The organism is Paenibacillus sp. FSL L8-0641, from assembly GCF_038006265.1.
Classification (GTDB): Bacteria; Bacillota; Bacilli; order Paenibacillales; family Paenibacillaceae; genus Paenibacillus; species Paenibacillus polymyxa_D.
Genome location: NZ_JBBOUW010000002.1, coordinates 263,514 through 278,243, shown reverse-complemented (window position 1 = coordinate 278,243; position 14,730 = coordinate 263,514). Strand labels below are relative to the sequence as shown.

Below are 14,730 nucleotides of genomic sequence, written 5' to 3'. Positions count from 1 at the left end.
AAAATCATACGGCCAAGTTTGATCTGACTTTAGATGCAGTGGAGCAGCCAGAAGGCATTCTGTGCAGTCTGGAATACAGCACGGCGCTGTACAAGCCTGAGACCATTGCGCGATTGGCACAGCATTTTACCGAACTCGTACGTGCAATTACACTGCATCCGCAGCAGCCGCTGGCAGTTTTGGATATGGTACCTGCCGAGGAAAAAGCACAGATCATCTATGGATTTGGAGATGTAGGAGTATCGGATGTTGCTGCTGAAGCAGGAGCCTTATTCCATACCTTTGTGGAAGAACAGGCACAGCTTGTGCCGGATCACGTGGCAGTGGTGTACGAGGAGGAGCAGCTCACTTACCGGAAACTGAATGAGCGCGCGAACCAATTGGCGCGGAGATTGCGGAATGAAGGCGTTGGACGCGAGTCGATTGTCGGCATTTTGAGTGAACGCTCGGTAGACATGCTGGTCGGCGTACTGGCGGTGTGGAAGGCGGGAGGCGCCTATGTGCCGCTGGATGCAGACTATCCGTCTGAACGGATTCGTTTCATGCTGGAGGACAGTGGTGCGACGGTATTGTTGACCCAAATCGGCTTACAGGAGCAAGCACAGATATGGCTTGGGGAAAGCCGACAGGCCTTGGCCGGAGGGCAGACTGAGGGTGAGTTGGAAACAGCGGCTGGTGCTGAAACGATGGAAAGAGACAGCCTAAATGAAAACTTAGGCTCGAAATCAGATTCGAAGTCTGACAGCGAAGCAGCATCCGAACCGGCAACAGGGCTGCGTCTGCATACCGTATTGGCATTGGACGATGAGTCACTGTACACCGGAGATACGACAGACGTCGATCACATCAACGAACCGCACGATTTGGCGTATGTGATCTATACATCCGGGACAACCGGACGGCCGAAGGGCGTCATGATCGAGCATCACAGCTTGGTGAATACGGCTGCGGCGTATCGCAGGGATTATCGCCTGAACCAATTCCCAGTCCGACTGCTGCAACTGGCGAGCTTCTCTTTCGACGTATTCGTCGGGGATATCGCGCGGACGCTCTATAACGGCGGCACGATGGTCATTTGTCCGAAAGACGACCGGATTGATTTTAGCCGTCTGCACGGATGGATTCGCGATGTCCAGATAACCGTGTTCGAATCGACTCCGGCCCTGATCGTACCGTTTATGCAGCATGTGCATGAACAGGGGCTGGACATGAGCAGTCTGGAGCTGCTGATCACGAGCTCGGATAGTTGCAGCGTGACGGACTACCGAGTGCTGCAAGAGCGGTTTGGTGCGGATATCCGCATTATGAACAGCTACGGCGTCACCGAAGCGGCGATTGACTCCAGCTTCTACGACGAAGAGCTGTCGAAGCTGCCAAGCAGCGGCCATGTGCCGATTGGTCAGGCGTGGCTGAACGCACGCTTCTACATTGTGGACAGCCAGCTGAATCCGGTGCCGATCGGCGTACTGGGTGAGCTGTGCATTGGCGGAGCCGGGGTGGCACGAGGCTACCTGAATCGTACAGACCTGACAGCCGAGAAATTCGTAGCGAATCCGTATGTACCAGGTGAACGGTTGTACCGTACAGGCGATTTGGCGCGATGGATGCCGGACGGCAATGTAGACTTTATCGGCCGGATGGATGATCAAGTCAAAATCCGGGGCTTCCGGATTGAACTGGGCGAGGTGGAAGCGCAGCTGCTGACCGTGGACGGCATTCAGAAAGCCATCGTCACCGCCTGGGAAAACGAAGACGGAGACAAGGATCTGTGTGCGTATGTCGTAGCCTCGGAGGCGCTGAATTTGCCGGATCTGCGCAGCACACTCCAGCCCAAACTGCCGGGCTATATGATCCCGACCTATGTCGTACAACTGGATCGTTTCCCGCTGACACCGAACGGAAAAATTGACCGCAAAGCGTTGCCTGCGCCAGAAGCGCGCCTCGAAGGAGGCACGGCGTACGTGGCACCGCGCACACCGCTGGAAGAGCAGTTGGTACGTATTTGGCAAAGTGTTCTGAATCATCCGCAGATCGGTATTAAGGACCATTTCTTTGAAGTCGGAGGACATTCTTTGCGCGCGACAACACTGATGGCGAAAATCCATCAGGAGCTGAATTACAAGCTGGCTCTGCGAGATATTTTCCAATATCCGACGATTGAACAATTGGTGCAGGTGATGGGTGAAGATCAGACCCAGCAAACGTATGTATCTATTCCTGTGGTGGAGGAGCGTGAATATTATCCTGTTTCCTCGGCGCAAAAACGGATGTACGTGCTGAGTCACCTGGAAGGTGGAGAGGTTAGCTACAACATGCCAGGAGCGTTGATTATCGAAGGCTCCTTGGATAAAATGCGACTGGAACAAGCCTTCCGCCAGCTGATTGCCCGTCATGAAGCCCTGCGAACCCGATTCGAGATGGTGGATGGTGAGGTGATTCAACGGATTGAATCGGGCGTCGCATTCAGCGTGGAGCATGTGCAGGCAAGCGAAGAAGAGACCCAGCAGTATGCCCAAGACTTTGTACGCGCATTTGATCTCGCACAAGCACCATTGCTGCGGGTTCAGCTGGTGGAAACCGGACCGGAGCGTCACGTCATGCTCTATGACATGCACCATATTATTTCGGATGGCGTCACGGAAGGAATTATCGTGCAGGAGTTCTCTCAATTGTATGAAGGCAAGGAACTGCCGCCACTCCGTATTCAGTACAAGGACTATGCGGTTTGGCAGCATGCAGATATGCAAAGTGAGCGGCTTCGTGAGCAGGAAAGCTACTGGCTGAACACGATGGCTGGTGACATTCCGGTGCTGGATATGCCTACGGATTTTGCAAGACCAGTCGTACAGCGTCTGGAAGGAGCGCGATTGGAATTTGCGATCAGCCTGGAGGACAGCGAACAGTTGAAACAGCTGTCCGCGCAAACCGGCTCCACCTTGTACATGGTATTGCTGGCCGCGTATAGCACGCTCTTGCATAAATATTCGGGACAGGAAGACATTATCGTCGGCACGCCGATTGCCGGAAGACCGCATGCGGAGCTGGAGGGCTTGGTAGGCGTATTCCTCAACACGCTGGCGATCCGCAATTATCCGGCTGGTGACAAAACGTTCCTAGATTACTTGCAAGAGGTCAAAGAGCATGCGCTCAGTGCTTACGAACATCAGGAATATCCTTTTGAAGAGCTGGTTGAAAAGCTGAATTTAACGCGGGATACGAGCCGGAATGCGCTGTTTGACACGATGTTTGAGTTGAAAACATTTGAGCAGCAGGAGTTCGAGCTGGAAGGTCTGACCTTTAAAACGTATCCGACAGACAATCATACGGCCAAATTTGATCTGACCTTGGATGCCGTGGAGCAGCCGGAAGGCATTCTGTGCAGTCTGGAATACAGCACGGCGCTGTACAAGCCTGAGACCATCGCGCGATTGGCACAGCATTTTACCGAACTTGTACGTGCGATTACTCTTCATCCGCAGCAGCCACTGGCAGCTTTGGATATGGTAACTGTCGAGGAGAAGGCACAAATCATCTACGGTTTTGGAGATGTGGGAGTATCGGATGTTACTGCTGAAGCAGGAGGCTTATTCCATACTTATGTGGAAGAACAGACCCAGCTTATACCAGATCATGTGGCGGTGGTGTACGAGGAACAACAACTGACGTACCGCACACTGAACGAGCGTGCGAACCAATTAGCCCGTAGACTGCGAAATGAAGGCATTGGACGCGAGTCGATTGTTGGCATTTTGAGTGAACGTTCGGTCGACATGCTGGTTGGCGTACTGGCGGTGTGGAAGGCAGGAGGCGCCTATGTGCCGCTGGATGCAGATTATCCGTCCGAACGTATTCGTTTCATGCTGGAGGACAGTGGTGCGACGGTACTGTTGACCCAAATCGGCTTGCAGGAGCGTGCACAGGCATGGCTCGAGGAAAGCCAACCTACATCCGAACCCGCAACAGGGCTGCGTCTGCACACCGTACTGGCACTGGACGATGAGTCGCTGTACACCGGAGATACCACAGACGTCAATCACATCAACGAACCGCAGGATCTGGCGTATGTGATCTACACCTCAGGGACAACGGGACGTCCGAAGGGCGTCATGATTGAGCATCGCAGCTTGGTGAATACGGCTGCGGCCTATCGCCGGGATTACCGTCTGAACCAGTTCCCGGTACGACTGCTGCAACTGGCGAGCTTCTCCTTCGACGTGTTCGTCGGTGATATCGCGCGGACGCTTTATAACGGCGGCACAATGGTTATCTGTCCGAAAGACGACCGCATTGATCCGAGCCGTCTGTATGGCTGGATTCGCGACTATCAGATTACCGTGTTCGAATCGACTCCAGCCCTGATCGTACCGTTTATGCAGCATGTATATGAGCAGGGACTGGACATGAGCAGTCTGGAACTGCTGATTACCAGCTCGGATAGCTGCAGCGTGACGGATTATCGGGTGCTGCAAGAACGATTTGGTGCGGATATCCGCATTATGAACAGCTACGGCGTCACGGAAGCGGCGATCGACTCCAGCTTCTACGACGAAGAACTGTTGAAGCTGCCGGACAGTGGCAGTGTACCGATTGGACAGGCATGGCTGAACGCACGCTTCTACATCGTGGACAGCCAGCTGAATCCGGTGCCGATCGGCGTACTGGGCGAGTTGTGCATCGGTGGAATTGGGGTAGCACGGGGATACCTGAACCGTGCGGACCTGACGGCCGAGAAATTCGTAGCCAATCCGTTCGTGCCAGGTGAACGATTATACCGCACAGGTGACTTGGCGCGATGGATGCCGGACGGCAATGTGGACTTTATCGGCCGGATGGACTATCAAGTGAAAATCCGGGGCTATCGGATCGAGCTGGGCGAGATCGAAACGGCGATCCAGCGGGTGCCGGGTGTACGTCAAGCGGTAGTCATCGACCGGACGGATGAGCGTGGACACAAGTACTTGTGCGGATACATCACAGGAGAAGCTGAGCTGCGGATCGAGGAGGTACAGGCCGAACTGGAAGCCGGACTGCCAGCGCACATGGTGCCTGCACGTTTGATGCGACTGGAGACGATCCCGCTGACCAGCAACGGTAAAATCGACCGTAAGGCCTTGCCGGAACCGGAAGGAAGCATCCATACGGGTGCAGCCTATGTGGCACCGCGTACCACGGTGGAGCAAGTACTGGCTGCGGTATGGGCCGGGGTGCTCGGCGTGGAAGCGGTAGGTGCGCAGGATAACTTCTTTGAGCTGGGTGGCGATTCGATTAAGGCCTTGCAAGTATCCTCCCGATTGCTGCAAGCAGGTTATCGACTGGAGATGAAAGACCTGTTCAGTCATCCAACCGTGTCCGCCTTGGCACTGAAAGTTCAATCGGTGACCCGATTGGCGGATCAGAGCGAAGTGGTGGGCGCTGTGAAGCTGACACCTGTTCAACACTGGTTCTTTGAGCAAAACCTGACGGATGCTCATCATCATAACCAGTCCATCATGCTGCATAGCAAGGATGGTTTTGATGAACCGGCCCTGCGCACGGCGATGGATCAAATCGTTAGCCATCACGACACACTGCGGATCGTTTTCCGTCCTACGGAGCACGGATATGAAGCCTGGAATCGCGCAATTGGGGAGGGCGAGCTGTATACGCTGGAACGTATAGACCTCAGCCATGAGACTGAGGTGTCAGCGGCGATCGAGGCTAAAGTGAATGAAATTCAGGCGGGTATTCAGTTAAGCGAAGGACCGCTGGTGAAACTGGGGCTGTTCCATTGCCCAGATGGTGATCATTTGCTGATGGCGATTCATCACTTGGTGGTGGATACCGTATCTTGGCGCATTTTGTTCGAGGATATTACAACCGCCTACGAGCAGGCATTGAACGGACAAACGGCTCGCCTTCCGCACAAAACGGATTCGTTCCGCACCTGGGCGGATGGGCAGTCTCAATATGCGAATAGTCCGGCTATGGCAGCAGAACTTGCATTCTGGAAGGAAATCGAACAGGGCGTATATCAGCCGCTTCCAAAAGACGAGTCCCCTTCTCATTCCTTGAATAGGGACAGCGAGAACATGACAGTTACGTGGACAGCTCAGGAAACGGAGCAGTTGTTAAAACAGGCGCATCGTGCCTACAACACGGAGATGAATGATTTGCTGCTTACCGCATTGGGACTGACGATTCATCGCTGGGCGGGCCTGGAACGAGTGCTCGTGAGCCTGGAAGGCCATGGGCGGGAATCCATTCTGCCAGAACTGGATATTACGCGCACCGTGGGCTGGTTTACGACCCAATTCCCGGTGGTGCTGGATATGAGCGTGGGGCAAGACCTTTCACAGCGCATCAAACAGGTGAAAGAAGGACTACGCCGCATTCCGCAAAAGGGCATTGGCTACGGGATGTTGAGATACCTGTCCGCAGCCCGTGAGCAAGAGCGTTTTGTAACCGAACCTGAAATCAGCTTTAACTATTTAGGACAATTTGACCAAGATATGCAAAATCAATCTATTGGCGTATCTCCTTACTCTAGCGGTGCAGAGCTTAGCGCCCATGCAGCCAGATCGCACACGCTGGATATGAACGGACTGATTTCGGAAGGTAAGCTGCAATTGACAATCAGCTACAGCAAGCAGGAATATCGTCATGAAACGATGGAGCAGTTAGCTGAAGAGTTCAAAATCAGTTTGCAGGAAATCATTGCGCATTGTGTAGGCCGCAAACAGCAAGAACTGACGCCAAGCGATGTCATGCTTAAACATGTAACCATGGCCGAGCTGGATCAGTTGGTAGAGCGGACTCGTGACATCGGGGAACTGGAAAATGTATATGCGTTGACGCCGATGCAAAAAGGCATGCTGTTCCATAGTCTGATGGATGCAGCGTCAGGAGCTTATTTTGAACAAACGACCTTTGATTTGCACGGACGCTTCCAAGCGGATATTTTCCAAGATAGCTTGAATCATTTGGCGCAGCGGCATGAGATCTTTAGAGCTAATTTCATCAGCGGTTGGCAGGATGAGCCTGTGCAGGTGATTTTCCGCCGCAAGGAGGTTGGTTTCAGATGTGAAGATTTGCGTCATCTGAATGAGCAGGAGCGTGACGCGTATGTGCAGGAATTTATTCGCCAGGACAAGGCAGCCGGATTCGATTTGTCCCGGGATGCGTTGATGCGCGTGGCGATTTTACGAACAGGTGATGAGGATTATTATTTTGTGTGGAGCTCTCATCACATCTTGATGGATGGCTGGTGTGTGGCTTTAGTCACGGATGAGGTGTTTGAGGCTTATTTTGCAGCCGTGGAGCATAGACAGCCGAAGCTTGCCCCCGTGACTCCATACAGTCAGTATATTGAGTGGCTTGAAGCACAGGATGAAGAAGCAGCAGCTTCCTACTGGAAGGATTATTTGCTCGGCTATGAGCAGCAAACTTCGATTCCGACCGGAAAAGTAGGCGTGAAAGCGGACGATGCCCAATTTGAGCATATCCTGTGTGATCTGGGCAAGGATTTGACTGGACGTATGGAAATGGTGGCCAAGCAGCACCACGTGACCCCGAATACATTGCTGCAAACAGCTTGGGGCTTGCTGCTCCAAAAGTACAACGGTAGTGATGACGCTGTTTTTGGTGGTGTAGTGTCGGGTCGTCCAGCGGATATTTCGGGGATCGAAAACATGGTGGGCTTGTTCATTAACACCATTCCAATACGTATCCGCAGTGGGGTTGACGATACCTTTGCCGACCTGATCAGAACGAATCAGCAGCAGGCGCTGACTTCTCAAGATTATGAAACGTATCCGCTGTATGAAATTCAAGCCTTGACCGAGCAAAAGCAAGACCTGATCAACCACATTATCGTGTTTGAAAACTATCCGGTGGAGGAGCAGGTCGAGCAACTTGGCGAAGGTGCAGCGTCGGACTTTGAAATTCGCAATGCCGGCATGATTGAACAAACCAACTATGATTTCAATCTGGTTGTTATGCCGCAGGAAGCGATGAAAATCCGATTTGAATACAATGCGAAGTTATATGATCGGGAAGCCGTTGAACGGACTCAGGGCCATCTGATACAGCTGTTGGAGCAGGTGGTAGCGAAGCCGGACATTCGGGTGCAGGAGCTGGATATGGTAAGTGAGCAGGAGCGTGAGCAAATTCTCACCGTATGGGGCAATACAGCTGCTGAGTATCCAAGCGAGCAAACGATTCATGGCTTGTTCGAGACACAAACGGTGCAGACACCGGAACAGCCAGCGTTGTTCTTTGAAGGAGAGCAGCTGACCTATCGCGAGCTGAATGAACGTGCGAATCGTCTGGCGCGCACCTTGCGTAGTCAAGGCGTGACGAAGGATCGACTGGTGGGTCTGATGACCGAGCGTTCGGTGGACATGATCGTGGGCATCTTCGGGATTTTAAAAGCCGGGGGCGCATATGTGCCCATCGATCCGACCTATCCAGAGGAGCGTATCCGCTACATGCTGGACGACTCGGGTGCGAAGCTGTTGTTAACGCAAAACCATCTGGTTGATAAAGTGGCTTTCGACGGTAGCGTGCTGGTGCTGAATGGGGCACAGGGTGTGTATCACGAGGATGGTTCCAATCTGGAGCCGTTGTCTGGTCCGAACGATCTGGCCTATGTCATTTATACGTCAGGTACGACGGGTCAGCCGAAGGGTGTTATGTTGGAGCATCGCGGTCTATGCAATCTGAAAACGTATTTTGATCAGACGCTCAAGATCCGCACGTCGGATCATACGTTGCTGTTTGCTAGCTATTCGTTTGATGCGGCTTGCTGGGAAATCTTCCAGGCGCTGTTCTGCGGAGCCACGTTGTATGTACCAACGTCAGAGACGATTTTGGACTATGAGAGATTCGAACATTATATGACAGAACATCAGATTACGGTGGCGACGTTACCACCGACCTATGCGGTGTATCTGGAGCCGGAGCGGATGCCATACCTGCGTGTTCTGTTCACTGCGGGTTCAGCATCCTCAACAGAATTGGTATACAAGTGGAAGGATCAGGTGGCGTACTACAACGGCTACGGTCCAACCGAAAACTCGGTGGCGACGTCCGTCTGGCCGGTATCCGAGGACGAGAGAGCAGGACAACTCATTTCCATCGGACGCCCTATGCCAAATCATCGGGTGTACATGGTGGATGTGCATGGACATTTGGCTCCGGTAGGCGTAGCGGGTGAACTGTGCGTGTCCGGTCCGGGTCTGGCTCGTGGTTATCTGGATCGCCCAGAGCTGACGGCTGAGAAATTTATACCAAATCCGTTTGCGGCTGGTGAAGCCGGCTACGAACGAATGTACCGTACGGGTGACTTGGCCAGATGGATGCCAGACGGCAACATCGAATATTTGGGCCGGATCGACCATCAGGTGAAAATCCGGGGCTATCGGATCGAGCTGGGCGAGGTCGAGGCACAAATTTTGAAGGTGGAGGACGTACAAGAGGTCATCGTACTGGCACAAGCGGACGAACAGGGGCAAAACCAACTGGTGGCGTACTATGTTGCTGAACGGGAAGTAAGCGCTGGTGAGCTGCGCAGCTTACTGGGCGAGGAGCTTCCAAACTACATGGTGCCTTCGTATTTGGTACAGCTGGAGCAGATGCCGCTGACACCGAACGGTAAAATCGACCGCAAGGCACTGCCAACACCGGAAGGCAACCTGCAAAGCGGAGCTGATTATGTCGCACCGCGGACATGGGTGGAAGTGAAGCTGGCGCAAATTTGGCAGGATGTGCTGGGTCTGGCGCAGGTCGGTGTGAAGGAAAACTTCTTTGAGATTGGCGGACACTCGCTGCGGGCGACGACGCTGGCCTCGAAAATTCACAAGGAGCTGAACAAGCCGCTTCCACTGCGCAGTATTTTTGAAGCGCCAACGATTGAACAACTGGCAACGGTCATGGAAGGTCTGGATCAAGTGGCGTATGCGTCCATTCCGGTAACGGAAGAACGCAGCTTCTACCCGCTTTCCTCGGCGCAAAAACGACTGTTTGTGCTGCATCAGTTCGACCCGAATGATGTGAACTACAACATGCCGTCAGTGCTGCAAGTGAGTGGTCCGCTGGACGTGAAGCGAGTGGAGGACGTGTTCCGTCAACTGGTCGCCCGCCATGCAACTTTGCGTACCCGCTTTGAGCTGGTGGACAGTGAGCCGGTGCAATGGATTGAGGACACCGTGCCGTTCGAGGTGGAGTATACAAAGGTACAGGTAGAGGGTGCGACTACGGATACAGATCAGGATACAACCACGGATACGGACACGATGGTCAGCCAGGAAGCACAAGAACGGGTTCGGCAGTTTGTACGTCCGTTCGATCTGAAAGCCGCTCCGCTGCTGCGGGTAGGCTTGGTAGATTTGGGCGTACAAGGAACCGAGCAGGAATCGCAGCATTTACTCATGCTCGATATGCACCACATCGTCTCGGATGGCGTGTCCATGGGAGTACTGACCGATGAATTTGTCCGCTTATATGACGGTGAAGAGATTTCGCCATTGCGTATACAGTACAAGGATTATGCGGTATGGCAGCAAAGCGAAGCCCATCAAGAGTGGATGCAACGTCAGGAAGCGTACTGGCTGGGCACCTTCCGGGGTGAACTGCCTGTACTGGATCTACCTACGGACTTTGCCCGTCCGGCGGTGCGAAGTACCGCAGGCGACACGGTGGTGTTCGGGCTGGAGCGCGAAGCTAGCGAACGCCTGAAGGAACTGGCGGCGCACACAGGCTCCACGCTGTATATGGTGCTGCTGGCGGCGTACACCGCGCTCTTACACCAATACAGCGGGCAAGAGGACATCGTAGTTGGCACACCGATTGCCGGACGACCGCATGCCGATCTGGAGCCGATGATTGGGATGTTCGTCGGAACGCTGGCATTGCGAAACTATCCGACAGCGGAACATACCTTCCGCAGCTACGTGGAAGAAGTGAAAGTTTGTGCACTGCAAGCCTATGAACATCAGGACTACCCATTTGAGGAGCTGGTGGAAAAGCTAAATGTGAAGCGGGATATGAGCCGCCATCCACTGTTCGATACGATGTTCACCCTGCAAACCACCGAGGAAGGCGAACTGCAACTGGCAGATCTGAGCTTCCGTCCATACGGCTTGGAACAAACGCCAGCGAAGTTTGATTTGACGCTGGAAGCCAGAGAGGAAGAGGCGGGTATCCAGTTCGGATTGCAGTATGCAACTGCGTTGTACGAGCGCGAAACGGTAGAACGGATGACGCGTCACTTTGTTCGCTTGGCCGAAGCCGTGGCGGCGAACCCGGATGCGAAGCTGGGAGAGCTGGAGTTGATTACGGTAGAAGAAACCGAGCAGATTCTGAAGGTGTTCAATGATCCGAATGCGCACAGCCTGCTTGGAGCATTACAAGGCCGTTCGCTCAGCGAACGCTTTGAAGAGCAAGCTGAGCGCAACCCTGAGCGGATAGCCGTTGTGTCTGGGGCCACCGCGCTGACCTACACTGAGCTGAATGAGCGTGCGAACCAATTGGCTCGTGTGTTACGAGCCAAAGGGGTCGAAGCAGATCAACCGGTTGGCGTATTGCTGGAACGTTCTGCGGATATTCTGGTGAGCATTCTGGGGGTACTGAAGGCCGGAGGCGCGTATGTGCCGATGGATACGATGTATCCGCAGGAGCGCATCGACTACATGCTCCAAGACAGTGGGGCCAAGGTCGTGATTACAAGTAGAGTTGCCAACCTGTCGCTCAGCTTGCCATCCACAGTTCGAGCTGTAGTCTTGGATGACGAGGACGTTCAAGCTCAACTGGGAGCACAGGATGCGAGCAACCTGATCCCTGTCGCCGGCCCGCATAACCTGGCCTATATGATTTACACGTCAGGCACCACCGGTCAGCCGAAAGGGGTCATGATCGAGCAGGGCAGTGTTAGCAATCTGGTAGATGCTTTATGGAAACGAGTATACAGCCGTTACGAACAGCCGCTTCATGTCGCATGGCTGTCAGCATTTGTATTTGATGCTTCGGTGAAGCAAATCTTTGCCAGCTTGCTGTTAGGCCACACTCTGCATGTGGTGTCCCGTGACGTCAGCCTGAGCGGAGAGCATTTGATCGCCTACTACCGCACGCACCGGATTGATCTGTCGGACGGCACACCTGCGCATCTGCATATTTTGAACGAAAGCGTCAGTGTGACGGAAGCGCCGGAAGTGAAGCATTACCTGATTGGTGGCGAAGCATTATCCGTGCAGCTGGTACAAGTGTTCCTGCACAAGTGGTCCGGGTATCGTCCGGTGATTACGAACGTGTACGGTCCGACCGAAACGACGGTAGATGCGACCGCTTATACGATTGAAGATGTGGAGTCCCTGAACGCACTGCTGGAAAAAGGGGAGCATACGGTATCCATCGGAACGCCGATCGCGAACCAGTCGGTGTACATCTTGAACAGCCAGCAACAGCTGGTGCCGATCGGTATCGCAGGTGAGCTTTATATCGGGGGTGCAGGTGTCGGACGAGGATACCTGAACCTGCCGGAGCTGACGGCAGAGAAGTTCGTCCTGAATCCGTTTGCTGATGCGGCAGCAACCGATCCAGCGGACAGCACTCACGCAAACCGGATGTACCGCACGGGCGACTTGGCACGGTGGATGCCAGACGGCAGTATTGAGTATTTGGGCCGGATCGACCACCAGGTGAAAATCCGGGGTTACCGGATCGAGCTGGGTGAGGTGGAAGCGCAGCTGCTGACCGTGGATGGCATTCAGAAAGCCGTGGTCACAGCATGGGAAAACGAAGACGGACACAAGGACCTGTGTGCCTACATCATAGCTTCAGCGTCCCTGAGTTTGCCGGAGCTACGGAATGCGCTGCAGCCGAAGCTGCCCGATTACATGATCCCGACGTATGTGGTACAACTGGATCGTTTCCCGCTGACACCGAACGGGAAAATCGACCGCAAGGCGCTGCCGGCGCCGGAAGCACGCCTCGAAGGAGGCCTGGAGTACGTTGCACCGCGGACGCCGCTGGAAGCCAAGCTAGCCCAAATCTGGCAGGATGTCTTGAAGCTGTCCAGCGTAGGAGTCACCGACTCATTCTTTGACGTGGGTGGGCACTCCCTGCGGGCAACGACGCTGGTGGCCAAAATCCATCAGGAACTGGACAGCCGGATTACGCTGCGTGAGGTGTTCCAACACTTTACGATTGAGCAGCAAGCCCAGCTCATCGCAACGCACGGCACAGACACCTATACGGTGATTCCTGCGGCGGCGAAACAGGCATACTACCCGGTTTCCTCGGCTCAAAAACGACTGTACATTTTGAGCCATCTGGAAGGTGGGGATCTCAGCTACAATATGCCGGGTGTATTAACCGTGGAGGGACCGCTTCAGGCCGATCGGCTGGAGGATGCGTTCCGTCAGTTAATAGCTCGCCATGAAACGCTGCGGACTTCCTTTGAAATGCTGGAAGGCGAGGTCGTACAGCGGGTGTACGATCAAGTGGAGTTTGCAGTAGAGCACCTGCAAGCCAGGGAGTCCGAAGCCGATGCCTATATCGAGTCCTTTGTACGCAGCTTTGACCTTCGCCAGGCACCACTGCTGCGTGTCCGTCTTATTCAAACCGGACCAGAGCGCCATCTCCTGATGTACGACATGCACCATATTATTTCAGACGGTGTATCGTCGAACAATATCGTGCAGGAGTTGGTACAACTGTACGAAGGACAGGCATTGGAGCCGCTGCAAATTCAGTACAAAGACTACGCCGTGTGGCAGCAGCAGGAGATGCAGCGTGAATCATACCAACGCCGGGAACACTTCTGGCTGGAGCATTTAGCTGGAGAGTTGCCGGTACTGAATTTGCCAATTGCTTATCCTAGACCTGCTGTTCGCAGCTTCGAAGGTGCGATGTATGAATTTACAGTGGACGCGAATGTATCCGAGCAACTGCACCGAATTGCGACACAAACCGGAAGTACACTGTACATGGTGCTGTTGAGCGCCTACACCGTTCTGCTGTCCAAATACAGCGGTCAGGACGATTTGATCATCGGTACGCCAGTAGCAGGCCGCTTGTTGCCTGAGCTGGAGCCACTGATCGGAATGTTCGTCAATACGCTAGCCATCCGGCATCAGCCGAAAGGCAACCAAACGTTCCACAGCTACTTGCAGGAAGCCAGAGATCGTACGCTGCAAGCCTTTGAGCATCAGGATTATCCACTGGAAGAGTTGGTGGAAAAGCTGGATGTAGCACGGGATGCAAGCCGTAACCCGTTGTTTGACACCATGTTTGTACTGCAAAATACAGAGTCGCAGGAAACGAAGCTAGAAACGCTGTCCTTCAGTCCATATGTTCAGGAGCACAGCATCTCCAAATTCGATTTGACCTTGTCTATGAGTGATGAAGACGGGGAAATCAAGGGTTCGTTTGAATATTGCACGAAGCTGTTTGGGGCCGACGCTATTGAGAGATTAACCAGAGATTTGATAGCGATCCTGTCCCAGATTGGAATCGATCCAGATTTGCTGTTAGGCGATATTCAGGTTAACTCGGACGAGCGGCCGGAAGGCTTCTCACCGGATTCCATCGACTTTGTTTTTTAAATCCGTTTTCTAAAATGCAATGAGTTCACTTTGCGTGTGCAGAGGGCGGCGGCTTGTCCGACTGCCCTTGCCTGCAAAGTATTCTTTTTCTGACACAACGCTCATGTACGTAACAACGCACCATCCAACCGGGGAACAGGCCCCGAGAAGC

Annotated in this window: 1 protein-coding gene (cut by a window edge); it reads left to right on the top strand. The window is 53.7% G+C overall.

Annotated features, from left to right (window positions below):
* On the top strand, positions 1 to 14,579 hold part of the coding region annotated (locus tag MKY16_RS26025) for a non-ribosomal peptide synthase/polyketide synthase (protein WP_340957798.1) (this coding region is incomplete at its 5' end). 23,683 nt of the annotated region lie to the left of the window's left edge; 14,579 of 38,262 annotated nt are visible.
* Positions 14,580 to 14,730: the final 151 nt, after the last annotated feature.